Source organism: Cohnella fermenti (assembly GCF_004801405.1).
Classification (GTDB): domain Bacteria; phylum Bacillota; class Bacilli; order Paenibacillales; family Paenibacillaceae; genus Cohnella; species Cohnella fermenti.
The window spans coordinates 81,832-107,808 of the sequence record NZ_SSOB01000005.1 but is presented as its reverse complement, the minus strand read 5'-3'; the positions used below and the strand labels follow the sequence as shown (position 1 = coordinate 107,808).

Annotated in this window: 18 protein-coding genes; 17 read left to right on the top strand and 1 reads right to left on the bottom strand. The window is 61.9% G+C overall.

What is annotated here, in order from left to right; genetic code table 11:
• The first annotated feature begins 73 nt into the window (after positions 1 to 73).
• The 6 genes from E6C55_RS05310 (at position 74) to E6C55_RS05285 (ending at position 7,080) form a co-directional block, all read left to right on the top strand.
• A complete protein-coding gene (locus tag E6C55_RS05310) occupies positions 74 to 919 on the top strand; it encodes a class I fructose-bisphosphate aldolase (protein ID WP_136368755.1) in 846 nt (281 codons plus the stop codon).
• Entirely contained in the window at positions 919 to 2,085 is a 1,167-nt protein-coding gene (locus E6C55_RS05305; protein WP_136368754.1) for a Gfo/Idh/MocA family protein, read from the top strand. The genes E6C55_RS05310 and E6C55_RS05305 overlap by 1 nt, the downstream gene beginning before the upstream one ends.
• The gene (locus tag E6C55_RS05300) at positions 2,082 to 3,311 is read left to right on the top strand and encodes a carbohydrate kinase family protein (RefSeq protein WP_136368753.1); all 1,230 of its coding nucleotides are present in this window, start codon (positions 2,082 to 2,084) and stop codon (positions 3,309 to 3,311) included. Before E6C55_RS05305 ends, E6C55_RS05300 begins: the two co-directional genes overlap by 4 nt.
• Positions 3,308 to 3,862, top strand: coding sequence for a D-lyxose/D-mannose family sugar isomerase (locus E6C55_RS05295; RefSeq protein ID WP_136368752.1), 555 nt, complete (start codon positions 3,308 to 3,310; stop codon positions 3,860 to 3,862). Before E6C55_RS05300 ends, E6C55_RS05295 begins: the two co-directional genes overlap by 4 nt.
• A 115-nt stretch (positions 3,863 to 3,977) precedes the next feature.
• Positions 3,978 to 4,757 carry a DeoR/GlpR family DNA-binding transcription regulator gene (locus E6C55_RS05290; protein ID WP_136368751.1) on the top strand — a complete coding sequence of 260 codons (780 nt, stop codon included), beginning with the start codon at positions 3,978 to 3,980 and terminating at the stop codon, positions 4,755 to 4,757.
• 19 nt (positions 4,758 to 4,776) lie between these two features.
• Positions 4,777 to 7,080, top strand: a complete 2,304-nt coding sequence (locus tag E6C55_RS05285; protein ID WP_136368750.1) for an AraC family transcriptional regulator — start codon at positions 4,777 to 4,779, stop codon at positions 7,078 to 7,080.
• A gap of 78 nt (positions 7,081 to 7,158) precedes the next feature.
• Here the strand turns inward: E6C55_RS05285 and E6C55_RS05280 are convergent, their stop codons facing one another.
• Positions 7,159 to 8,031, bottom strand: a complete 873-nt coding sequence (locus E6C55_RS05280; protein WP_136368749.1) for an AraC family transcriptional regulator — start codon at positions 8,029 to 8,031, stop codon at positions 7,159 to 7,161.
• Positions 8,032 to 8,458: 427 nt separating this feature from the next.
• Between E6C55_RS05280 and E6C55_RS05275 the strand changes: the two genes are divergently transcribed.
• The 11 genes from E6C55_RS05275 to E6C55_RS05225 all read left to right on the top strand — a co-directional run bounded on the left by E6C55_RS05275 (position 8,459) and on the right by E6C55_RS05225 (position 25,918).
• Positions 8,459 to 9,313 carry an ABC transporter ATP-binding protein gene (locus E6C55_RS05275; RefSeq protein ID WP_136368748.1) on the top strand — a complete coding sequence of 285 codons (855 nt, stop codon included), beginning with the start codon at positions 8,459 to 8,461 and terminating at the stop codon, positions 9,311 to 9,313.
• Positions 9,306 to 9,962 carry an ABC-2 transporter permease gene (locus tag E6C55_RS05270; RefSeq protein WP_136368747.1) on the top strand — a complete coding sequence of 219 codons (657 nt, stop codon included), beginning with the start codon at positions 9,306 to 9,308 and terminating at the stop codon, positions 9,960 to 9,962. The genes E6C55_RS05275 and E6C55_RS05270 overlap by 8 nt, the downstream gene beginning before the upstream one ends.
• On the top strand, positions 9,959 to 10,324 hold the full coding sequence (locus tag E6C55_RS05265) for a GntR family transcriptional regulator (RefSeq protein WP_136368746.1): 366 nt from the start codon (positions 9,959 to 9,961) through the stop codon (positions 10,322 to 10,324). Before E6C55_RS05270 ends, E6C55_RS05265 begins: the two co-directional genes overlap by 4 nt.
• Before the next feature lie 629 nt (positions 10,325 to 10,953).
• Positions 10,954 to 11,262 carry a hypothetical protein gene (locus tag E6C55_RS05260; RefSeq protein WP_136368745.1) on the top strand — a complete coding sequence of 103 codons (309 nt, stop codon included), beginning with the start codon at positions 10,954 to 10,956 and terminating at the stop codon, positions 11,260 to 11,262.
• 364 nt (positions 11,263 to 11,626) lie between these two features.
• On the top strand, positions 11,627 to 12,538 hold the full coding sequence (locus tag E6C55_RS05255) for an ABC transporter permease (RefSeq protein WP_230986549.1): 912 nt from the start codon (positions 11,627 to 11,629) through the stop codon (positions 12,536 to 12,538).
• A gap of 105 nt (positions 12,539 to 12,643) precedes the next feature.
• Positions 12,644 to 13,528 (top strand): carbohydrate ABC transporter permease, encoded by an 885-nt coding sequence (locus E6C55_RS05250; protein ID WP_136368834.1) that lies wholly within the window; start codon positions 12,644 to 12,646, stop codon positions 13,526 to 13,528.
• Between the two features lie 87 nt (positions 13,529 to 13,615).
• On the top strand, positions 13,616 to 15,190 hold the full coding sequence (locus tag E6C55_RS05245) for an extracellular solute-binding protein (protein WP_136368743.1): 1,575 nt from the start codon (positions 13,616 to 13,618) through the stop codon (positions 15,188 to 15,190).
• A gap of 295 nt (positions 15,191 to 15,485) precedes the next feature.
• Positions 15,486 to 21,161, top strand: coding sequence for an Ig-like domain-containing protein (locus E6C55_RS34145; RefSeq protein WP_136368742.1), 5,676 nt, complete (start codon positions 15,486 to 15,488; stop codon positions 21,159 to 21,161).
• A 316-nt stretch (positions 21,162 to 21,477) separates the two neighbouring features.
• A complete protein-coding gene (locus tag E6C55_RS05235; protein WP_136368741.1) occupies positions 21,478 to 23,868 on the top strand; it encodes an alpha-amylase family protein in 2,391 nt (796 codons plus the stop codon).
• A 176-nt stretch (positions 23,869 to 24,044) separates the two neighbouring features.
• Positions 24,045 to 25,022 carry an ABC transporter permease gene (locus tag E6C55_RS05230; RefSeq protein ID WP_136368740.1) on the top strand — a complete coding sequence of 326 codons (978 nt, stop codon included), beginning with the start codon at positions 24,045 to 24,047 and terminating at the stop codon, positions 25,020 to 25,022.
• A 20-nt stretch (positions 25,023 to 25,042) separates the two neighbouring features.
• Entirely contained in the window at positions 25,043 to 25,918 is an 876-nt protein-coding gene (locus tag E6C55_RS05225) for a carbohydrate ABC transporter permease (protein WP_136368739.1), read from the top strand.
• Positions 25,919 to 25,977 lie beyond the last annotated feature (59 nt).

Below are 25,977 nucleotides of genomic sequence, written 5' to 3'. Positions count from 1 at the left end.
ATATGTTCGATGTGAATATGTTAATGTTATAAACGAACATAATGATGTTTATAACAAAAGGAGTGTCAAACCGATGGGATCTACGACGGCCCGCCTTAACCGGATGTTCAGCGAACAAGGCAAATGCTTCGACGTGGCGATCGACCACGGCTTCTTTAATGAATTTACGTTCCTCAGCGGCATCGAGAATATGAAGCTGGCGATCGAGACGGTCGTGGCGGCCGGACCGGACTGCATCCAGCTCAGCTCGGGCCAGGCTCGCCATCTGCAAGCGATTCCGGGCAAGCGCAAGCCCGGCCTCGTGCTGCGGACGGATGCCGCCAACATCTACGGCGATTCGCTGCCGAGCCACCTGTTCAGCGAGCTGATCGACCGGGCGATCGAACAGGCGGTGCGCCTCGATGCCGTCGCCGTCTGCGTCAACCTGCTGCTGCTTCCGGGCCAGCCGGAGCTGCACCGCCAGTGCGTGCGCAACATTATGACGCTGAAGACCGAATGCGAGAAGTACGGCATGCCGCTGATGGTCGAGCCGCTCGTGATGCTGCCGAACGAAGTGAAGGGCGGCTACATGACCGACGGCGACCTGCGCAAGATCATGGCGCTTGTGCGTCAAGGCGTCGAGCTCGGCGCGGATGTAATCAAGGCGGACCCGACGGACGATGTGAGCGAGTACCACCGCGTGATCGAGGTCGCTTCCGGCATTCCGGTTCTGGTACGCGGAGGCGGACGGGCGAGCGACGAGGAGATCGTCGTGCGTACGGAGAATCTTATGAAGCAAGGGGCGTCCGGCATCGTCTACGGGCGCAACGTTATCCAGCATCCGAAGCCGGCGGCGATGACGTCCGCGCTGATGGCGCTGGTGCACGAAGGAGCTTCGGCGGAGCAGGCTCTGTCAATTCTGAAGGGAGGCGAGGTCTGATGGCGAAGAGAATCATTCGCTTCGGCGTCATCGGCTGCGGCTTGATGGGCAAGGAGTTCGCCAGCGCGGCGGCCCGTTGGTGCCACCTGACGGGCGTGGACTTCGAGCCGCGCATCGTCGCCGTCTGCGACGCCAACCCGGAAGCGGCCCGCTGGTTCCAGGACAATGTGCCGTCCGTCTTGAAGGCGTACACCGATTACCGCGAGCTGCTGGCCGATCCCGACGTGGAAGCCGTCTATTGTGCGGTTCCCCATAATCTGCATGAATCGATCTACCTCGATATCATCCGGGCGGGCAAGCATCTGCTCGGGGAGAAGCCGTTCGGCATCGACCGGGCGGCGAACGAAGCGATTCTGGAGGCCATTCGGTCCCATCCCGGCGTCGTGGTTCGTTCCTCCTCGGAATTTCCTTTTTACCCGGGGGCGCAACAGATTGTACAATGGGTGAATGAGGGCCGGTTCGGGCGGATTATCGAAGTGGAAGCGGGCTTCTGGCATTCGAGCGATCTCGACCCGACGAAGCCGATCAACTGGAAGCGCCGAATCGCGACGAACGGCGAGTACGGCTGCATGGGCGACCTCGGCCTGCACGTGCTGCACCTGCCGCTGCGCTTCGGGTGGAAGCCGGCGAGCGTAAGGGCGCTGCTGACGAAGATCGTCGAGCAGCGCCCCGACGGACGCGGCGGAATGGCGCCGTGCGAGACGTGGGACAATGCGATTCTCGCATGCGATGTGAAGACGGAGGATCAGGCGTTCCCGATGCTGCTCTCGACGAAGCGAATCGCTCCGGGCCATGCGAATACGTGGTTTATCCGCATCCAGGGCACGGCGTTCTCGGCGGAATTCACGACGAAGAATCCGAAGCAGGTCGCTTCGCTGCCCTATACGCCGGGAGGCTCGCAAGCCTGGCACGTCGTGGATGCGCCTTATCGCTCCGCGTACGGCACGATCACGGGAGGAATCTTCGAGTTCGGCTTCTCCGATTCGATTCTGCAGATGTGGGCGGCGTTCTGCGACGAGATCGTCCATGGAGCCGAAGGGATGGCGCAGCCGTTCCGCAACGCGCTTCCCGAGGAGGCGGCCGGCAGCCACAGGCTGTTCACCGCGGCGCTCGAATCGCAGCGCACGGGCGGAACGGTCGCCGTAGACTGGGAGGGTTTGCATTGAAGACGGTTCACTCGGCGGCGGGCCCGGCGGCGGATATCGTCGTCGCGGGGCACATCTGCCTGGACGTTATTCCGGACATTCGCGGCGAGCACGGCGGTCTGGGGCAATTGCTCGTACCCGGCAAGCTGGTCGACGTCGGTTCGGCCACGCTGTCCACGGGCGGCGCCGTCTCGAACACGGGGCTGGCGCTGCATCGGCTCGGCTTCCCGGTCCGGCTCATGGGCAAGGCGGGCGACGATCCGTTCGGCGGCCTGATCCTGCAGCTGCTGCGCGAGCACGGGGAAGGGATGGCGGACGGGATGATCGTATCGCCCGGCGAGTCCAGCTCGTATTCGCTCGTCATCAGCCCGCCGGGCGTCGACCGGATCTTCCTGCATCACACCGGCACGAACGATACGTTCGCCGCCGCCGACGTGGAGCCCGAAGCGCTCCGGGGCGCGAGGCTGTTCCACTTCGGCTACCCGCCGCTGATGCGCAAGATGTACGAGCACGGCGGCGAGGAGCTGGAGCGGATGCTGGCTGCGGTCAAGTCGCAAGGCTTGACGGTATCGCTCGATCTGGCGCGGCCGGACCCGGATTCGGATGCGGGGAAGGCGGACTGGCGAGCCATTCTGAGCCGGGCGCTTCCTTCCGTCGACGTGTTCCTGCCCAGCTTCGAGGAGATTCTGTACATGCTGCGGCCGGACACGTACCGGGAGCTGGCCGGCCGTCACGGCACGACGGAGCTGCTGCCGTTCGCAAACGGGGAGCTGCTCGGCGCGCTCGCGGGCGAGCTGCTCGGCATGGGGGTTGCGATCGCCGGCCTTAAGCTCGGCGCGTACGGCTTCTACCTGCGGACGACGGCGGATGCGCAGCGGCTGCGGACAATGGGGGCCTGCGCGCCGGAGCCCGGCCTGATCGAGAGCTGGCGGGAGCGGGAGCTGCTCGTTCCTTGCTTCCGGGTGGAAGCCGCCGGCACGACGGGGGCGGGGGACAGCTCGATCGCCGGCTTCCTCGGCGGCCTGGCGAAGGGACTCGCGCCGGAGCGGACGCTGATCGCGGCGGCCGGCGTCGGCGCTTGCTGCGTGGAGCGTTCGGACGCCACCAGCGGCGTCCGCGGCTGGGACGACACGCAGGAACGGATTGCGGCCGGTTGGGAGCGGAGCGGCGAACGGTTGCCGCTCGACGGCTGGGATTGCGATAACGAGCGCGGACTATGGGAGAAGAAGGCGGGGAACGTTCGATGACATTAAGAAGAAGCGAAGTTCGGAAGGCGCAGGCCGAGGCTGCGGAGCTGCTCGCCCGAGCCGGCATCGTGCTCACCGAAGAGGAGAGGGGCGGCATCGAGGTAGCGGGCTTCGGGCTCGGCCGCCTGCGCGAGCAAGGGCTGGAGCTGGTCACGTACATCAACACGGATCGGTATTGCGCGAAGGAACTGGTGCTTTTTCCCCGGCAGACTTGTCCCGAGCATCTCCATCCTTCAATCGGAGGAGAACAGGGCAAGCAGGAGACGTTCCGCTGCCGCTGGGGAAGCGTTTATCTGTACGTCGAAGGGGAGCCGGCTGCCGCGATAAAGTCGGTCGTGCCCGAGAGCAGCCGGGAGGCGTACACGGTGTTCCATGAGATCGAGCTGCGGCCGGGAGAGCAGTACACGATTCCGCCCGGAACGAAGCATTGGTTCCAGGGCGGGCCGGACGGCGCGGTCGTCTCCGAGTTCTCGAGCACAAGCCGCGACGAGTTCGACGTCTTCACCGATCCGGCGATCGTGCGGATGCCGGCCATTGAAGAGGACGAATAGGCACGAACAGACTATGCCGCAGCCATGCGACTTATGAATTGAGGATTGAATCCCGCCTATGGTCAGGCGATAATAGAAGAACTATGTCCAAGCAGAAAACCGGAGGAAGCCGCTTATGAGACCTGATGTCCATCGCCAACTGAATACGAGACAATCGCAGATGCTGGATCTGATCTCCCGCGAAGGGGAGGTCCGAATCGCCGAACTGAGGGAGACGTTCCCCGTCACGGAGATGACGATTCGCCGCGATCTCGAGAAGCTGGAGGAGACGGGCGTCGTCAAGCGGACGTTCGGAGGAGCGATCTTCGTCGGGCAAGACGTGGCGCTTAAGGAGCGGACGGGCATTCTGACGGAGGAGAAGGCGCGGATCGGACGCCGGGCTGCGGCGCTTGTTCGTCCCGGGGATTCCTTGTTCCTCGACGGGGGAACGACGACGCTGCAGGTGGCCCGCAGCCTGCCGTCGGACCAGAAGCTGACCGTGGTGACGAACGCGCTGAACGTGGCGCAGGAGCTTGCCGCCAGAGGCATTCCGACGATCGTGACGGGAGGAACGCTGCTGGAGCCGACGCTCTCGCTGGTCGGTCCGATCGCGGTCCAGAGCTTGTCCGGCATGGCGTTCGACCGCGTCTTCCTGGGCACGACCGGCATCGACGCCGAGCACGGCTTCAGCAATTCGAACTTCTACGAGGCGGAGATCAAGGCGGCGGCGGTCCGGCAAGCGGCGGAAGCGGTCGTTGTGCTGGATCATACGAAGTTCGGCGCCCGGGCGCTCGCCTCGTTCTCCCCGCTGAAGGGCATCGGCCGCATCGTCGTCGACCGGCTGCCGGACGAAGCGTTGCTGAGAGCCTGCGCGGAAAATGGCGTGCAGACGGATGTAGCGGACGGACAACGATAAGAGAGGGTGCTGAAGCGGCGTGAGACGTTCATGGATCGGCAGATTGCGTACGGCGGCCGGGGCTAACCGGCTCATTCCGAAGCAGACGTATATCCGGATTTTCCTCGGGATTGGCCTTCTCTTCGCGCTTGTGTCCGTTCCGTTCGCGTTCCTGCTGTCGAGCCAGTTCTCCCGTTACGCCATTCATCAGATCGACCAGGTGAGCGAAGCGGAGATGGCGCATTCCCGGGACAACGCGCAGTTCCTGCTCAGCAAGATGATCTCCTACGGCCTTAACATGTACGCGAACAAGAGCATCCGGGCATGGGTGATGGCGGATGCCGAGTCGCAGGAGGCGCAGGTCGACGCGTTGGCGGCGGGGACGCAGTACATGGCGACCGAGTCGTTTCTTGAGAACGTTTACATGATCAATATGCGGACGGAGCACGTCATCGATCTGCGGTACGGCATCTCCTCGTTCGGGCAGTTCCGCGATCAGGGGATGCTGGAGCAGGCGCGCCATCCCCAGCCTTCGTACCAGCGCTTCATCCCGCACGAGCTGGGCGGCAGAACCAAGCTGGCGCTCGTCATTCCGACCGTTCCGTCCGGCCAGCCGTCGTTCGGCTACCTGGTTCTGATCCTGAACGACGACCTGCTGAAGCAATACTTGCTCAAGAACAACGGGAAGGCGGGGGTGCAGTCGTTCATTCTGAACGACGAAGGCCAAGCGATGCTCGGTTCGGCGGACGAGTCCCTCGAACCGCTGTACGGCGGCTTCGCCGCCCGGGCGGCCGCGGAGCAGGGCAGCTTCACGTACCGGTACGACAGCGAGACCTGGTCGGTTCAATACGCGAAGATCGAGCCGCAGGGCTGGACGTTCTATCAGATGGCGAAGCTGTCGGGCATCCGGGCCGACTTCCAATCGTTCCGGACGAAGATGCTCGCCTTCCTGGCCGGGCTGATCGTGCTGTTGCTGGCCATCCTGTTCTGGAATTCCCGCCGCACGTACCGGCCGTTCTCCCAGCTCGCGAGCCAGCTCGAGACGAGGTTCGGGTCGGCGCTTCGGGAGAAGCCGGGCAAGGGGGCGGGAGCGTCGGTGCCGGAGGAATACCGTGTCATCCGCTACGGCATCGAGATGCTGGAGGATCGGATGGACCGGCTCGACTCCTCGATGAGGGAGCACCGCAACGTCATCAAGGCGGAGTACTTGCGGCAGTGGATTCTGCAGGGCAAGCTCATCGCCCCGGTCGAGACGTATCTGCGCGAGGAGATGCCCGCCCTGTTCGAGGCGGACGGCCTCTGCGTCGGCGTCGTCCGGATCAGCGGCTACAGCGCGTTTAAGGAGCAGTACAGCTTCGCGTCGCGCAAGCTGGTCAAGTACGCGATGGGCAACATCGCAGAGGAGGTTGTGCGCCGCGAAGGCTTCGCGGAAGCGGTCGATCTGGGCGGCGACCATCTTGTGCTGCTGATCGCCGGAGGCGAGCTGGACGGGGATCGGCTGCCGCGATTGCTGGAGGAGGCAGGCGAGCAGATTCGCCAATGGACGCAGGTTCGGGTGGCGCTCTCGGTCAGCGGCCGCAAGTCGATCGCGGACGATCTGCGGGCCGTCTATCAGCACATCCACGAGCTGACGATGCTGCAGTTCGTCTCGGGCGAGAGCAAGGTGTTCCTGGAGCGCGACTTCGAGGCGTACATGCGGAAGGTCGAGCCGCTTCCCGACGACGGCCTGCTGGACGAGCTGATCGCGAAGGTGCGAATGGGCCGGACGGAGGAACTGGCGGCAGGTCTTGACCGGATCTTCGAGCCGATGCAGTCGATGCTCTACACCCAGAGCAAGTTCCAGCTCTCGCATATGCTGTACACGCTGTTCAAGGCGTTCAACAAGCTTCCGTCGGTCGAGTCGGTGGAAGGGATCGACGGTCTGCTCGAGTCGTTCGACACGCTTGCGGGCGTTCGTTCCTGGCTCGAGGCCGAGCTGCTCGCCATCGTCGAGGAGCTCAGCAATCGGCGAGGCTCCAGCCGCCGCGACGAGGTGGTGACGGAGATCGTCGATTATGTGCGCGGCCACCTGCACGATCCGATGCTGACGGTCGAGGAGATCGCCGAACACGTCTCGCTGTCGAGCCGCCATGCGCGGCAGCTCTTCAAGGACGTGTGGGATATGACGCTGTCGGACTACATTCTGCAAGAGCGGGTGGAGAAGGTGAAGGAGCTGCTGGGCACGACCGAATGGACGGTGACGGACATCGGCGAGCGGGCGGGCTTCCAGACGAAGAGCCACTTCTTCACCGTGTTCAAGAAAGCGACGGGGATGACCCCAAGCCAGTATCGCGAAGCGTTGTAGGCGCCTCCCGCACACCGCCGGCCCCTCCGCTTCGCCTAATCGGGCGCGGCGGAGGAGCCGGCTTGTTCGTTCGCTCGGCTATTCCGGCACGCGGCGATTCAGCTTCCGGTAGGCGATCGGAGACATGCCGAGCCGCGACTGGAAGACGCGGGCGAAGGTGGGGTACGAGACGAAGCCGACCTCGAAGCAGATCGCGGTCACCGTCTCATTGCCTGCCGTCAGCAGGCTGCAGGCGTGGGAGATGCGGATTTTCTCCAGGAAGCTGTGGAAGTTGTCCCCGATGAACCGCTTGAACGAGCTGCTGATATGCGGCACGCTCAGCTGGAACTTCTCCGACAAGGAGCTCAGGTTGATGTCTTCGCGATAATGCTCGTACACATACTGCACGATCTCCCGCATCTTCCCCTTCCTGTTGAACGTGGCTCCGGCGGGGCCTTCGTCCGGGAGCGGGAAGCAGCTTCGCTCTATCAGAATCAGCGCCTCGGTCAGCTTGGCCTTGAACATGAGCCGGCTTCTCTGCCGGTCGCTGCGGATCTCCTCGTACATATAGGCAAGAATCGCGTGTATTCGGGAGGCCAGGCTCTCCTCCAAGGCGTAGGACGGCTCGCCCGACGCGCCTGCGCGAAGCAGCAGCTCATGGAAGGCCGCCGAGGTGTCGTCCGGGGCGAACAGCGCTTGCAGGCCGATGGCGCCGACATAAAGCCGCAGCTCGGTTCCCTTCGGAATGCGGATCTGATGAACCTGATGAGGCAAGAGCAGCGTGAAGGTGCCGACCTCGAGCGGGCGCGGAGTTCCGTTCACGATCTCGGTCGCGCTTCCGGAGATGACGTAGGTATATTCGATAAAGCTGTGCGTGTGCGGTGGGACGTCGTCGTTTAATTCGTGAATTTTGAGAGTGAACGGGAAGCTGCCGTGAAGCTCCAGGTCTCCGGGCAGATGGAATGGAATCAAGGGCTCGCGCCTCCATGGCAAAAAGTATCTGCAGAAAATAATCCTTCTCGCAGGATCAATTATGCGAAAAACCACATAGACTCGGTGCTAAGAGGGGGGGCGGAGCACAACGAATGTGAAAAATCACATCCATGACGGCAAAGTCGGCCCGAATTGCCCCATGTATGCTAAAAACTACATAAAACAGCGTAATTCATGCGAAATCGCACCGACGAATGTGAAAAACCACATAAAATCGCGTGGATCGCCGGGGCGAAGGCAAAGGAGGGGGCAACGGGCGGCATGTGTCGGGGCGTGTTTATTGGGAACGGCATTCGGAGCGCGTCTGTTGGAGGCTTCTGGCGCCGCGCCTGTCCCGATTGACTTCCGAAGCGGGTGGATGTTATATTGTGCATATACGACATACACAATTTCGAGGAGGACCCGTATGCTCGCCTTGGACATCAGAAACTTGAATAAGAGCTACCCGGCTTTTCAGCTTAAGGACGTCACGTTTCAGTTGGAGCAAGGGTACATCATGGGGTTTATCGGCGCCAACGGGGCGGGGAAGACGACCACGATCAAGTCGATCTTGAATTTGCTTCATATCGACAGCGGAGAGGTTCATGTTCTGGGCAAGAGCATGGCGGAGCATGAGCTCGAGCTGAAGCAGGAGATCGGCTACGCCTTCGGAGGCGTCGACTTCTATACCCGCAGCAAGCTCAAGACGTTGACGGACGCCATCCGGAGGTTCTACAAGCATTGGGACGAGGACGCCTATCGCGGCTATCTTCGGAGATTCAAGCTGGACGAGAACAAGAAGATCGCCGAGCTGTCGGCGGGCATGAAGGTCAAGTACAGTCTGGCCCTTGCCCTGTCCCATGGCGCCAAGCTGCTTATCCTCGACGAACCGACAAGCGGGCTCGATCCGGTGTCGAGAGACGATCTGCTCGATATTTTCCAATCGCTTGTCGTGGACGGGGAGATCAGCATTCTATTCTCGACGCATATTACGTCCGACCTGGAGAAGTGCGCGGATTTTATTACCTTTATCGATAACGGGAGGGTCATCCGCAGCTCGGAGAAGAATGAGTTCGTGGAGACCTACCGGCTGCTGAACGGCAAAGAAAGCGAGTTAAACGATGTGAAGGATAAGCTTATCTCCTACAAAATCAATTCCTTCGGCTTCACCGGATTGATTCACGCCGCGGACTTCGATCCTTCCTCCGGCATTCCGTCCACCGTCCCGAACCTTGAGGAGATCATGATTTATTTTGCGCGGAAGGAGCACTCGCATGTATAATTTGTTGCTGAAGGACTTGAAGCTGGGAGTAAGCCCGCTCTTCTTTGTTCTGCCTCTATTCACCGGAGCGTTGATGCTGATTCCGGGCTGGCTCTACCTTCTCGTTCCGATGTACTTCTGCTGGATTACGATTCCCAACATGTTCGGCGGCTATAAATCCCAGAACGATCTCATGTTTACGTCGATGATGCCCGTTACCAAGAAGGATATGGTGAAGGCGAGGGTGTCCGTTATCGTCATCCTGGAATTGCTGCATCTCGTCGTCGCGATGATCTTCGGAGCGGTCAATCTTCGGTTGTACGCGGACATGACCGTCTATTTCTTCGAGCCTCATCCGGGCTTCTGGGGACTTTGCTTCGCCATGCTGGCGATCTTCAACCTGCTCTTGATTCCTATGTACTACAAGACGGCGTATAAATACGGCGCGGCTTCGACGACAGCCATTGCCGGCGCCATGATCTTTGCCGGGGTTGCTCAGTGGGCGGGCATTCAGAGCCCGTATCTCGCCGATCTGTTCAGCGGCAGCGGAGCGGACAACACGGCGGCCCAGGCCTCGCTGCTGCTCGCGGGAGTGCTGGTGTATGCCGGGTTTACCTTCCTGGCCTATCGAATGGCAATTAAACGATTCCTCAAAGTGGAGATCCAATGAATGTAGCTATCTCAAGCGCTTCCGACAAGCCGATTTACCAACAGCTCTTCGAACAAATCAGCGCCCAGATCCTGAAGGGCGAACTCAGAAGCGGCTACTTCCTGCCGCCCATTCGGCAAGCGGCCCTGGAGCTGCGCATCAGCGTCATCACCGTCAAGAAAGCCTGGGAAGAGCTCGAACGGTGCGGCCTGATCCACACGGTGACAGGCAAAGGCTGCTTCGTCGCCGAGTTCACGCCCGAGGAGATGCTGCGCATCCGCAACGATATGATCTTGAAGCAGATGGCGGTCGACGCCGCCTATTACAAGTCGTTCGGCCTGACCCTGGAGGAAGTATTCGAGCTGATGCGGAAAATATTTTGAAGGTCTGTTCGACAAGCGGTGCGGTGCCGTCCGGGCGGGAGCTTCTGCAGTGGAGGTACGGGGTTGTTTACGGATTCGAACCCGCTGCAGAATGCTCCGAATGCCGGATTTTACGACATACGCGCCGTACTCCGGCTGCATCCACGCTCCGAATGCCGGATTTTACGACATACGCGCCGTACTCCGGCTGCATCCACGCTCCGAATGCCGGAATTTTCGACATACGAGCCGCACTCCGGCTGCATCCACGCTCCGAATGCCGGTTTTTTCGACATATGCGCCGCACTTCGGCTGCACCCACGCTCCGAATGCCGGATTTTCCGACATACGAGCCGCACTTCGGCTGCACCCACGCTCCGAATGCCGGAATTTCCGACATACGCGCCGCACTCCGGCTGCATCCACGCTCCGAATGCCGGATTTTCCGACATACGAGCCGCACTTCGGCTGCACCCACGCTCCGAATGCCGGAATTTCCGACATATGCGCCGCACTCCGGCTGCACCCGCGCTCCGAATGCCGGATTTTCCCACTAGCATTGCATCAAAGCTGACATGACAATTTAAGCCTAGCCTAAAATAGGTATTCTTACATTGGTCGCCTCCTCCGTGCCGTCGAGAGCGGGCTGAATGCTCAAAAAATGGGCATTCAGCGCCGGTTGTGCCGCCGAGAGCGGGCTGAATGCTCAAAAAATGGGCATTCAGCGCCGTTGTGCCGCCGAGAGCGGGCTGAATGCTCAAAAAATGGGCATTCAGCGCCGTTGTGCCGTCGAGAGCGGGCTGAATGCTCAAAAAATGGGCATTCAGCGCCGTTGTGCCGCCGAGAGCGGGCTGAATGCTCAAAAAATGGGCATTCAGCGCCGGTTGTGCCGCCGAGAGCGAGCTGAATGCTCAAAAAATGGGCATTCAGCGCCGGTTGTGCCGCCGAGAGCGGGCTGAATGCTCAAAAAATGGGCATTCTCATTCACGGAGTGCCTCCTCCGAGTCGATGTAAGCTTCCGTGCAAGGCTAGTGGGAATTTCCGACATACGCGCCGTACTCCGGCTGCTCCCCGCACTCCGTTCGTTCAACCTGGCCTCCCCCTTATGACTGGCGATCCATTCGCATGAATTCGTTCCATCCCGCCTCATTCCTCGTGTTATCTCCGCCCTGAGAACTCCATTTCCGGATCGAGAACCTTGATTTTATGCGGTTTCCGAGCCTCTTTTCCAAGATGAGAACTATACAGACCGACCCCGCCGCCCGTAATGTTGGACACAGAGCAAGTTCAACGCCACGCAGCAAGAGAGGAGACGGGGGATCGGTGGGAATTGCCAGGGAAATAATTCGCAACCGTTATTTGTACGTATTGGCTCTGCCCGGATTAATGTTCTTGATCGTGTTCGCCTACGTGCCGATGGCCGGGCATCTGATCGCGTTTAAGCAGTACCGGCTCGCCGACGGCATCTGGGGGAGCAAGTGGATCGGCTTCGACAACTTCAAGTTTTTCTTTATGAGCAGCGATTGGTACAAGGTGACGTTCAACACGATTCTCCTGAACGGGCTGTTTATCGTCTGCGGCCTCGGCATCGCGCTTCTGATCGCCATCTTCTTAAGCGAGATTCAGAACGCCCTGTATAAGAAAATCGCCCAATCGTTCATCTTCATGCCGTACTTCATCTCCTGGCTTGTCGTCAGCATGATGGTGTTCGCGTTCCTGAACACGACCGACGGCATCCTGAACCGGACGCTTGCCGCGAACGGGTTGGACACACAGAACTGGTACCTCATGCCGCGCATCTGGCCGGCCGTGCTGACGATCATCTACGTGTGGAAGTTCGCCGGCTACTACTCGATTATCTTCCTCGCGGCGATTGCGGGCATCTCGGGCGAGTATTACGAGAGCGCACGCATCGACGGGGCGACGCGCTTCCAGCAGATTATCCACATTACGCTTCCGCTTATCCGCAGCGTCTTGATCGTGCTTGCGCTGCTTGGGGTCGGGCGCATCTTCTACGGGGACTTCGGCATGATCTACGGCATCGTGGGCGATACCGCGCCGCTGTACCCGACGACGGACGTCATCGACACGTATTCGTACCGGGCGCTGAGGCAACTGGGCGACTTCGGCAAGTCGTCGGCCGTCATCATGTACCAGTCGGTGATGGGGCTCGTCACGATCGTCATCTTCAACGCCATCGCCAAGCGGATCGACAAGGACGCCGGTTTATTCTGATCCGATTTATATTCCAATTCCGATACCGACAACAAGGAGGCGCCAACCGTGGATAACGCTCTTCGTCGGGCCCGCTCCGGCAAGACCGCAGCCAAACCGGCCCGAATCCGCAACGACCGGACGCTCCGGGAGAAGCTGTTCGTCGTGTTCCTCTACGCGTTCAGCGGCTTATTCGCCCTGCTCTGCTTCCTGCCGTTCTGGCTCGTGTTCATCAACTCGTTCGCAGCCGAGTCCGCGATCAAGAAGCACGGCTACCAGCTCATTCCGCACGACTTCACGCTGTATTCCTACCAATTCGTGATGCAAGGCAAGCAGGTGGCGAGCAGCTACGGCGTCTCGGTGACCGTCACCGTCGTCGGCACGCTGCTGGCGCTGCTCATCACGGCGATGTACGCCTACGTGCTCGCTCATCCGAAGGCCAAGTACCGCAACATCCTCAGCTTCCTGACCTACTTCACGATGATTTTCGGCGCGGGGCTGGTCGGGTTCTACATTCTGATCGCGAACTGGCTTCATCTCAAGGATACGCTGTGGGCGCTTATCCTTCCGTATCTGCTCAACCCGTTCTTCGCCTTCATCATGGTGTCGTTCTACCGGACGCTGCCCTACGAGATCAACGAAGCCGCAACGGTAGACGGGGCGAACGAGCTGCGCATCTTTTTCCGCATCATTCTGCCGATCTCGAAGCCCGTTCTCGCCACGGTGGCTCTTTTCTACGCGCTGCAATATTGGAACGACTTCTTCCTGGCGCTCCTGTTCATCGACGATTACAAGCTGCACCCGCTGCAGATGATGATCCGCCAGCTCATCTCGAACATCAACATCAGCGCTTATGTCGGCGGCAGCCAGACCACGTACACCCAGCCTCTGCCCACGTACGGCGCTCAGCTCGCAACGGTCTGCCTGACCATCGGCCCGATCTTCCTCTTGTATCCGTTCGTTCAGCGGTTCTTCGTCAAGGGAATTACGATCGGCGCGCTCAAGGGGTAGGCTCGGCAGGCTTCGCTCCAGGCGTCTTAATCCGGGACAACTTGTCCGGTTAAGGATAGAATGACAATATACAGGAGGTCATCAAACATGGTTGTTAGAAAAGGATTGGCGGCAGCGGCGGCAACCGCGCTGCTGCTGGCGACGGCGGCGTGCGGCGGTTCGAATTCGGGCGACGGCGACAATGCGTCAGGCACGGGGAGTTCGGCGAGCGGCACCGCCGCTGCGGAGTCTTCGTCCTCGAAGCTGGACCCCGTCACGCTGAAGATCGTCATGCCGGGCGACCGTCCGGCGGACATGGACAAGATCATCGCGGAAGCCGAGAAGCGCATGGCCGATACGATCAACGTGAAGCTCGACCTCGTGTTCGTCCCGTGGTCCGACCTGGCCCAGAAGACGCAGGTCATGCTCGCTTCCGGCGAGGACGTCGACCTCATCTTCGATGCGCCGTGGCTGCATATGGACCAGATGATCAGCGCCGGCTACTACGAGCCGCTCGAGGACCTGCTCGACCAGTACGGCCAGGACGCCGTCAAGGTTCGCTCGCAGCAGATGTTCGACGCCAACAAGTTCCAGGGCCACATCTACGCGCTTCCGCTCGGCAACACGCACCTGGCGGGCAGGACGTACCTCGTGCGCAAGGATCTCCGCGAGAAGTACGGCGTTGCTCCGATTCAAACCTACGACGATCTCATCAGCTTCGCCTATAAAGTCAAAGAGAACGAGAAGGACGTCGTGCCGCTGCTCGCGTACGGGCAGTCCGGCCAGAAGGACGTCACCTGGGGGGCGTTCCGCGCCTTCATGGAATACGACCCGCAGTTGCTCCGCTCGGACGCGCTTGGCCAGAGTCTCGTGCTCTACTACAAGAACAACGACGGCAAGGTGTACAACCTGTTCGACGAGATGGAGCCGCGCGTCTGGTCGTGGATCGAAGACGCCCGCAAGCTGTACACGGACGGCCTGATCCATCCCGACGTGCTCGCGATCAAGGACGTGGATTCGGTCATCAATTCCGGCAAGGTCGCCGTCGCCGTGTACAACGAATTCGGCGTTCCTTCGTCGATCAGCGCGGCGCTTGCCCAGAACGCTCCGGGAGCCGAGCTGGAGGCGGTTACGTTCATCAAGAACGAGAAGGGCCAGAACATTACGAACTTCAAGCAAGCGAACTTCCAGGCGATTCCGAAGGTCAGCAAGAACAAGGAACGCGCGATGATGTTCCTCAACTGGACCGCCGACAAGGACAATTACGATCTGCTCGCTTATGGCATCGAAGGGACGAACTACGAGAAGATCGGCGACGACCAGTACAAGCAGATCGGCTCGGGCTACAGCTACTTCCCGTACGCCTGGATCTGGAACCCGACGACGGACCGCCTGAACGCGGGCTTCGACGAGGAGTCGATCAAGCACTATCAGTTCAACAAGGACGCGTCCAACCTGACGGCGAGCATCCTGACGGGCTTCTCGTTCGATCCGGCGCCGGTCATCAACGAGATCTCGCTGTACAACGCGACCGAGGACAAGTATTACAACGCGCTGTTCGACGGCGTGACCGATCCGGACGAGACGTGGGCGAAGTTCAAGAAGGAAGCCGAAGGGAACGCGAAGAAGATCCAGGTCGAGCTGCAGAAGCAGATCGATGCGTTCCTGGCGCAGAACCAGTAAGGACCGGGTGTGCATGAAGCAATGACGAGCAAGCATGGAGCAAAGACGAGCAAGCATGGAGCAATGACGAGCAAGCATGGAGCAATGACGAGCAAGCATGGGGCAAAGCCCGGGTAATGCCGAATGAAGCAACGTCCCCGCCGCATGTCGCATGTCCGGCGGGGACTGCACCCTGAGCAATAGCCGGGATTCCTCCCCCACTCGTTCGCGGGAACGACTATATTTTACGGCATGTTAAGTAAGCGCTTACTTGCAATTCGAATCGACTCAATAACACGATGGAGGTTGATCGAATATGGTTCGCAGCGGGATGAAGATAACGAGGAAGGCCGTCTGCTGGCTGCTGTTGTGCGCGCTGGCGGTCGGGTATTGGCCGGCGGAAGTCGGGAAGGCGGCGGCGAGCGAGGACGAGGTGCTGGTCAATTGGCTTGCGCAGGACATGGACACCGGCTTCGACAGCGGCGTCAGCCCGTTCACGCTGGACAAGAACGAGCCGAGCGGCTCGCAGTCCGTCGTGCAGATCGGCGGCAATTACGCGATCGAGTTCCGCGATTCCTCGCTTGGCGGGAATGCCGCCAGTTATTTTTACTATCAATTATCGAGCGGCGCGTTAGTGTCGCGGATCAACGAGATTTATAGGCTGCCGACCGGGTCGGAGCCGGTTGAGTTCGTGTTCGAATACAGGCTCAGGCGCAGCGCGGCGAGCGACAAGCCGCTGAATACCGATATTTACGCCCAGATTCAATTCGGCAACTACGACAATGTGCTCGTGCCCCGGTTCCCGATTCCGGACAAGCAGACGATCACGGGAACGGCCGCCTATCTCAATACCGTGCCGGACGAGCTGCAACTGGTGAACGATAGCGATATTGCCGCCTACCGCTTCACGATTGTGCCGAACGGCGGGCAGCGGCTCATCTCCAGCTTCAAGATCGCCTTTAACGTACGGGTCAATACCGACGGCACCGACGAAGCCATCGTCGTCGACGATGTGGCGGTGTACGAGGCCACGCACGATGCGGCGGCGGACGACGAGGCGCCGGCCGCGCCGAGCGGACTGACCGTCTCGGCCAAGAGCGACACAAGCGTCGACCTGTCGTGGACGGCCGCGACCGACAACATCGGGGTCAGCCGCTACGACGTCTATCGGGACGGCCAGCTCGCGGCGACGACGGGAGGCGCGGCGACGAGCTGCACCGTCGCGGGGCTCGCGCCGAATACGACCTATCGGTTTACCGTCAAGGCCAGAGACGCGGCGGGCAATGTGTCGGAGCCGAGCGACGAGCTGGCCGTAACCACGAATCCGTCGGCTGCCGGGCTGCCGGAGCCGTTCGGCAATACGGATGTCGGCGCCGTCAACCAGCCGGGCAGCGCGAGCTATGAGGAAGCGGACGACACCTACACGCTCCGGGCCTCCGGGGCCGACATCTGGGGGACGGACGATGCCTTCCACTACGTATACCGGCCGTGGACGGGAGACGGCCAGATCGTGGCGCGCGTCGGGGAGATGACGAATACGGTCGCTTGGACGAAGGCGGGGGTCATGATCCGCACCGACATGACGAGCGGGTCGCCGCACGCGCTGATGGCGGTGTCTCCTTCGAACGGCGTTTTCTACGAGAATCGGCTGATGCAGGGCGGGGCTACGACATTGACCTCCGGCACGGTCGCACCCGCGCCCTACTGGGTGAAGCTGACGCGCGTCGGCAATGTGATCGCGGCCTACGATTCGCCGGACGGCGTCGTCTGGAACCTGGTGAAGCGGGAGACGGTCAACCTGCCGGAGACGGTGATCTTCGGGCTGGCGCTGACGAGCCACGACAACCGGCTCAGCACGGCGAAGTTCGAGCATGTGACGGTCGGCGAGGCGCCGCCGGCGGATAGCGGCTATGCGCCGTTCCCGGGGACGATCGAGACGCGCAAGCAATGGCTGTGGGACAAGACGAAGTCGATGGCGGAGATCGGCGGCCAGCCGAATCCGACGCAGATCGTCGCGCAACTCATGGACAATCAGAACACGGCGGTCAACCTGCAGAAGCTCGACACGATGTTCCAGACCTATGATTGGGAGCAGTACAAGACGGTCGGCAAGATGTACGCTTACCTGCTCGTCGGCGACCAGTTCGATGAGACCATGCTGAGCCATGTGCAAAGCTACTTCGCGGGTTATGCGTACGCCAAGCTGCCGCAAACCGAGAATCTGCGGATGAGCAATTATGCGGCGGGTTACCTCGTCGGCCAGGTTCTCCCCGATGTCGTCGATCTGAACGGCGCATCCGGCGCGGCGCTGAAGAGCGCGAACCGGGCCAACATCGAGGAGATGCTGAACGCGGCCGTGCGCGGAGGCTGGGCGGAATACGAGAGTCCGGAGTACACGTACATGACGTACCTGTGTCTGAACCTGCTGTACCAGTACAGCGACGAGCCGGACTTCAAGATGAAGGTCAAGATGGCGATGGACGTCATGTGGTTCGAATGGGCGAACGATTGGATCGACGGCACCTTCGTGTCCAGCACGAGCCGGGCCAAGGGGGACAGCGTCTCGGCCAGCGATCCGTCGTGGCGAGGCGCGGACCATACGCTGCTGTCGTGGATGGTCTTCGGCGCCCATCGCGCGCAGCAGGGCTTCGGCGATACCGATGCGATGGTGCCTGCGGCTTACCGTCCGTTCCTGGAGTACGTCGGTCTGCTGATCGCGCCGGGGATGGATTATACTCCGCCAGAGATGGCGGTGCGGATCGGGCAGAAGACCGACAAGGACTACGTCTCGCGCAAGACGAACCTGCAGAACTCCAGCGGGCGCGCGATGAGCGTGTATCGCCAGGCTTATGTGAAGCCTGCCTGGGGGCTCGCCTCCGAGGTGACATATGACCGGGTCGACAACTGGATCGAGAACATCCAGGTCGCTCTGCGCTGGCAATCCGCGCAGCCTGACGGTCTGTTCCGCGTGAACGCCGACCAGGGCGACAGCCCGATCGGCAACTACGATCAGCCGGAGAACCATCGGGTCATGCAGGACGGCAAAACGGCGATCGGCGTGTACAAGTCGCTGACCGCGCCGGGGGCGACCGACAACTACCTGAACGCGATGTTCCCGGATACAGGCTCGATTCTCGCCAAGGAGGAGCAGGACGGCTGGGTGTTCAGCAAGACGGAGCAGATGTACTTCGCCTTCAGGATGATCAAGCCGTACGCCTGGTACGCGCAGTCGCCGACCGATCCGGCCAACAAGGTCAAGACGACGGCGCAACTGCATCCGACCAAGCAACTGTCGTACGACTATAACATTCTGCGCAGCCAGGCGGACAAGAACGGCTGGGTGCTGGAGACGGCGGGCCTGTCCGAATACGCCGACTTCGCTGCGTTCAAGAATGCCATCCTGACGGATACGACGGTCGACAGCTCGCATATCGACGAGGACAATCCGCGCCTGATCTATACGAATCTGGGCGGAGACACGCTGGACCTCACCTTCGACCGGGCTTCCGCGGCTTATGCCGGGACGCACAAGATCAATGGACAGCCGATCGACTATCCGGCGTTTAAGCTGTTCGATACGCCGTGGCTGCAGCAGGACCGCGGCGGCACGACCTTCACGGCAACCGAGGGCCAGGAGCGGCTCACCTACGACTTCGCGAGCTGGACGATCACGGCCGACGATCCGAGCGTGCAGGTGCCGGTCGCGGGCGTCGCGCTGAGCGCGCCTTCGCTGACGGTGGGCGCCGGCCAAACAGCCGCGTTGACCGCCATTGTGTCGCCCGCCAATGCGTCGAACAAGAAGGTGCTGTGGAGCTCGGATCATCCGTCCGTCGCCACGGTCGACGCAAGCGGCACCGTTACGGGTGTTGCGCCGGGAACGGCGATCGTCACTGCGACGACCGAGGACGGGAACTTCACGGCGACCAGCGCGGTGACCGTCATCGTCGAGCCGCTGTTCGCGGACACCTTCGCCGGGGGCATGACCAATTGGGACCTGTTCGGCAGCACGGCCTGGGAGATTCAGGGGACCGGCGAGGAGGCCATGCTGAAGGGCTCCACGACATCGACGGGGCCGCAGCGGGCCGTGGTCAAGACATCCTCGCTGCCGTACAGCGCGACGGACTACACGATGTCCTTCGGGGCGGAATCCGATCGATTCCGGGCGCTGTTCCGGTATTCCTCGAGCACGAACTACTACTTCATGGAGTTTAAAAATACGAGCGTTGTGGAGATGTGGAAGTACGCGGACAGCTCGACACCGGTTCAGGTGGGCGGGACGGTGGATATGGGAGCGACGCTCCCGGACTTCGACCTGACGGCGCATCATCAGTATGCGATCGAAGCGGAGGGCGGCGAATTCAGGCTGTCGATCGACGGCACCGCGGTGACGGCCTTCACCGACGATTCGCTGGCCGCGGGCGGCGTCGGCTTCTCGGTGAAGGGAGCGGGCGCGACGCCGGTGCAGCTCCTCGTGGACGGGGTGACGGTCATGCCGATCGTCGCTCCTCCGGCTCCCATCGCCGTGACCGGCGTCTCGCTCGGCGCTTCGGCGCTGACGCTGACGGAGGGGGACACGGAGGTGCTGACGGCAGTCGTGATGCCGGCGGACGCGGAGAATAAGGCGGTTGCGTGGAGCAGCGACAATCCGTCGGTCGCGACGGTGGATGCCGCCGGCCATGTGACGGCGGTCGCCCCCGGCGAAGCGACGATTACGGCGACGACGGCGGACGGCGGGTTCGTCGCGAGCTGCGCGGTCACCGTGAACGCGGCCGACACGCCGACTCCGACTCCGACACCAGAGCCGACTCCGACCCCGACGCCAACACCGACGCCCACGCCAACACCGACGCCCACGCCAACACCGACGCCCGATCCCGCGACTGCGGTCGTATCCGAGCAAGTGTTGCGGAACGCCTCCAACGGCGTGAGCGCCGTGACCGTGGATGCGGGGACGACCGAGGTCCGACTGCCGGCCGATGCGGGCGCTCTGCTCGCGGACAACAGGCTGCAAGTGAACGCCGACAAGCTCGCGCTCGAGATTCCGTCCGGCCTGCTCCGGCAGTTGGCGGAGCAGGTGCCCGCGTCGGAGCTGGCGGGCAGCGCAATCTCTTTGAAGCTTGTACCGCTTCAGCCGTCCGACGCCAAGTCGCTTGCGCTTAAGAGCGGTCAGGCCGCGGACGCGGTCGTCAAGCTGGGCGGAGACGTTTACGAGCTGAGCCTGGCTATCGCGACGGCCGATGGCCGAACCGCATCGCTGACGCAGCTCGATCAGCCGATTACGATTCGGCTCAAGGCCGACCCGCTCTTGGACCCGAAGCTGTCCGCCATCTACTTCATCGCCGAAGACGGGAAGCTGGAATGGGCGGGCGGCACTTACGCCGACGGTGTTTTCACGGCGGAGCTCCGGCATCTCAGCCGATACGCCGTGCTTGAAGTGAGCAAGAGCTTCGCCGATGTGCAGCCCGGCTACTGGGCATACGATGCGGTTCGGGCGCTGGCCGCCAGACAGATTGTGCGCGGCGACGCTGCCGGCGCATTCGCGCCGGGCCGCGTCGTGACGCGCGCCGAATTTACGGCGATGCTGGTGAACGCGCTCCGGCTGACCCGTCCGGCGGAGCTCCCCTTCGCCGACGTTGCCGAGGACAACTGGTACGCGGAAGCGATAGCCGTCGCTTACGGCGCCGGACTCGCCTCGGGCAAGAGCGCCTCCGCATTCGACCCGAACGGGCTGCTGACCCGGGAGGAGATGGCTGCGCTGGCGGTGAAGGCCTACCGTTTGACGGGCGGAGCCGCCCAGGCGGAGGCGGAGGCGCGCGCGCCATTCGCCGATGCGGCCGACATCTCCCCGTGGGCTGCCGCCTACGTGGAAGAGGCCGCTGCGCTCGGCTATATGAACGGCCGAGGCAACGATGTCTTCGCGCCCCAAGGCCAAGCGACGCGCGCCGAGGCGGCCCAGCTCATCCTGCGGCTGCTGCAGCTCGACCGGATTTAACGCACCGAATCTATATACGTTGAACGAATGAAGTTAACCGAGCAATTTTAAGCTGCAATCGCACACAACTGCGAGCCGGAAACTCCTGCCCCGCGGCCAGATCGAGCGAATAAGCTTGAAATTTCGATTACATTTCGCGGTCTGCGGCCAGGTCGAGCGAATAAGCTTGAAATTTCGATTACATTTCGCAGTCTGCGGCCAGATCGTGGAGTATCGAGACGCACCCATCGCTTCATTCTCTCGCAGCATGCTGCCGACGCGAACCTGCGCCTGCGGCATGCTGTAACTTCTCATGCCTATCGGAGGTTCTCGTACCATGTCCCACATGCAAACCGACAGCCAGCTTCCTTACCGCCTATCCGGCGTGGCCGACCGCTTCAGAGCCGCGCTGACCGTAGAGACGCCAGAGGAAGGCATCGAGCTTGTGCATCTGACAATAACGGCCGACCGGCCGGATATTCCGCCGCCGCTCAAGCTCTCTTGGACGCATCCCGTCATCGATATTCAGGGCGTATGGCATCCCAACGCCTACCGCAACCGCGGGCTGGCGCCGGATTGGTTCCCCGGCTGGCGCAGCAATGCCGCCAGCTCGGCCCCCGTCGTCTGCCTGTTCGGCGGGGATAGCCGCAGCCGGCTGACGTTCGCCTTCTCCGACACGTTGAATCCTGTCGTCTGCCAAGCCGGCGTCCACGAGGAGACGGCCGAGCTCCATTGCTCGGTGTCGCTGTTCGAGGAGCCGGGCGCCCCGCTCGACCGCTACGAGGCCACGCTGCGCGTCGACCGGCGCGAGCTCGCCTGCTTCGACAGCCTGGACGGCGTGCGGCGCTGGTGGAGCGGCCTGCCGGGCCTCGCGCCGGCCCCCGTGCCCGCCGCGGCGCGCGAGCCGATGTACTCCACCTGGTACAGCCTGCACCAGTATCTGAGCCCGGAGGAGATCGAGGCCGAGTGCCGCCTGGCCGCAGAGCTGGGCTGCGGGGCCGTGATCGCGGACGACGGCTGGCAGACGGCGAACAATGAGCGCGGCTACGCCTATTGCGGCGATTGGGAGGCCTGCGCGGACAAGATGCCCGATATGGCCGCGCATGTCGAGCGGGTGCACGCGCTCGGCATGAAGTACATGCTGTGGTACTCCATACCACACATTCGCCCGTTGCCCCGTCTGCGCGCCGATGTATGGCACTCCATACCACACATCCGCCCGTTGCCCCGACTGCGCGCCGATGTATGGTACTCCATACCACACATTCGCCCGTTGCCCCGTCCGCGCGCCGATGTATGGCACTCCATACCACACATCCGCCCGTTGCCCCGTCTGCGCGCCGATGTATGGTACTCCATACCACACATTCGCCCGTTGCCCCGACTGCGCGCCGATGTATGGTACTCCATACCACACATTCGCCCGTTCCCCCGTCTGCGCGCCGATGTATGGCACTCCATACCACACATTCGCCCGTTGCCCCGACTGCGCGCCGATGTATGGCACTCCATACCACACATTCGCCCGTTGCCCCGACTGCGCGCCGATGTATGGCACTCCATACCACACATTCGCCCGTTGCCCCGTCTGCGCGCCGATGTATGGTACTCCATACCACACATTCGCCCGTTGCCCCGTCCGCGCGCCGATGTATGGCACTCCATACCACACATTCGCCCGTTGCCCCGACTGCGCGCCGATGTATGGTACTCCATACCACACATTCGCCTGTTGCCCCGACTGCGAGTCGATGTATGGTACGCCGTACCGTATGTCGGCAGGCACAGCCGGGCATGGGAGCGATTCTGCGGCCGGATGCTGTACACGATCGAGGAGCGCGGCTGGGGTGTTGTCGACCCAAGATTTCCCGAGGTGCGCGAATATTTGATCGGCATCTACACGTCCGCGCAGCGCGCCTGGAAGCTTGACGGGTTCAAGCTCGACTTTATCGACAGCATCAACCCGCCGGCCGGCAACCGGCTTGAATTCGGCGGCGGACGCGACTGCGATGCGGTGCCCGAAGCGGTCGACCGCCTTATGTCCGACATCATCGCCCGGCTGTCCGCTGTCGACCCGGACGTCCTGATCGAATTCCGCCAGGCGTACGTCGGCCCCTATATGCGCAAGTACGGCAACATGTTCAGGGCGGCGGATTGCCCGAACGATGCGGTCGAGAACCGGGTGCGCACGCTGGACATCCGCCTGCTCTGCGGCGAGACGGCGGCCCACGCGGACATGCTGATGTGGCATCCCGACGAGCCGGCCGAGAGCGCGGCGCTGCAGCTCATCAATGTGCTGTTCGCCGTGCCCCAAATCTCGCTGCGGCTCGACCGGCTGCCGCCCGCGCATCTGGAGACGGTCGCGCACGGGCTCGCCTTCTGGAAAGAGCATCGGGACACGCTGCTGGACGGCCGCCTTGAGCCGTACCATCCCGAGCTGCTCTACCCGTACGTCCTCGCCGCCGACACGGCGAAGCTGATCGCCGCCGTCTATCAGCCGCATACGATTCTCCCGCTGCGCCGCGAGCTGCCGGACACCGTCATCCTCGTCAACGGCACACGCGAGGACGGCGTCCATATGGAGTTGACCAAGGAAGCGGGCGAATGGGAGGCGCACATCCGCGACTGCCGCGGGAGGACAACAGCGCGCTTGGCACTGAGCCTTCGCGCCGGCGTCCATCCGCTTCCGGTCCCGCCCGCCGGCACGGCGGAGCTGAACAGACAGTAAACGCTGCGCCCGTCCCTGCACACAATGCGACTGTTCAGCGGCCTTTTACATCCGACTTTTCACCGGGTATATCGTCCTCCGCTCCGGTGTTCCGGGCCGTCCCGATCCGATAAAATGGCTACTGTAAGCACTTTCAGGCTACAGAGACACAGAGAGAAGGATAGGAGGCTTGCCGCATGGAACTGGCATCGCCCGGCGCGAAGCCCGGCACGGCGCCGGACAGCCTGGAGCGGACACGGCCGCAGGTCGGACGGACGTTCAGGCGAATTTGGAAGTTTAAGCTGCTGTACCTGCTGCTGCTCCCCGCCCTGCTGTGGGTGCTCGTGTTCGACTACCTGCCGCTGTACGGGGTCAGCATCGCCTTCATGGACTACAACCCGATTCAGGGCTTCGCGGGCAGTCACTGGGCGGGACTCAAGTACTTCCGCACCTTGTTCGATTCGGAGATGTTCGTTCACGCCTTCAGGAACACCTTGATCATCAGCCTGTACAAGATGATCAGCGGCTTCATCTGCCCGATCCTGCTGGCGCTGGCGCTGAACGAGATTCGGACGCGCTGGTTCAAGAAGACGCTGCAAACCGCGGTGTACCTGCCCCGGTTCGTATCGTGGGTCGTGTACGGCGGCATCATCACGCTGCTGCTGTCGCCGGAGACCGGCTTGATCGGCAAGCTCATCGGCCTGTTCGGAGGCGAATCCGCCTACCTGCTCGTCCAGCCGGCTTACTTCCGCACGATTCTCGTCGTCACCGACGCGATGAAGGAGATGGGCTGGGCCGCGATCATCTACATCGCCGCCATCGCCGGGCTGAACCCCGAGGTGTACGAGGCGGCCGTCGTGGACGGAGCCACCCGCTTCAAGCGCATTGTCCACGTCACCCTGCCGGGCATCGCTTCGACGATCATCGTCATCTTCATCCTCCGGGTCGGATTCGTCATGAGCGCCGGACTGGACCAGGTCATCAACCTGTATAATCCGATGGTGTTCGAGGTGGGCGACATTCTCGATACCTACATCTACCGGGTAGGCATCGAGCAGTTCAACCTGAGCCTGGCCGCCGCCGCCGACGTCATCAAGGGCGTCATCGGACTGGCGCTCGTGCTCGCCGCCAACCGCATCGCCAAGCGGATCGATCCCGATTCCGGTATTTTCTGACGAAGGGAAGAAGACGACAGATGAAGCTAACGCGAGGAGAGTCCGCCTTCTCCGCAACCAACTATATCGTGCTGACGCTGCTCACGCTGGTGATCGTGCTGCCGTTCTGGTACGTCATCACCGTCTCGATCACACCGTACTCCGAATTCAGCGCCAAGGACGGGATGGTCCTGTTCCCCAGCTCGCTGAGCTTCGACTACTACGTCTACTTGTTGAAGAAGGGCTCGCTTATTTATCACGCCTACGGCAATACGATTCGCAATACGGCGGCGGGCGTGCTGCTCGCCCTGTTCCTGACGACGACCGCCGCCTACGCGCTGGCCGAGAAGAAGCTGCCCGGACGCCGGTTCATCATCCTGATCTTCGTGTTCACGATGCTGTTCAAGGGGGGCATGATCCCCACCTATATCACGATCCAGCAGCTCGGCCTGCTCAACACGAACTACGTGCTTATTCTCGTCATGGCGTTCAGCGCATTCAACATGATTATTATGAAGTCGTTCTTCGAGAGCATTCCCGAGAGTCTGAGAGAATCGGCGGCGCTGGACGGGGCGTCGGAGTTCCGCATCCTGCGGCAGATCATCCTGCCGCTCTCGATGCCCGCCATCGCATCCGTCGGCCTGCTGTACATGGTCGTCTACTGGAACGACTTCTTCAGCGCGATGCTCTACGTCTCCGACTGGAGCAAAGCGCCGGTGCAGCTCGTGCTCCGCTCGATTGTCGCCAGCTCCAGCCTGCCGCCGGAGCTGCTCGAGACGGCCGGCCGCACGCCGCCGCCGACGGTCGGCATCCAGATGGCCGCGATCGTCATCGTCGCGCTGCCGATGCTCATCATCTATCCGCTCGTGCAGCGTTACTTCGATCAGGGCATGATGGTCGGCTCGGTCAAGGGGTAGCAAGCAAGATTCGCCGCAGCGCGCGGCAACGTCAACTTCGGTTTATCCCCCAAGGGTAA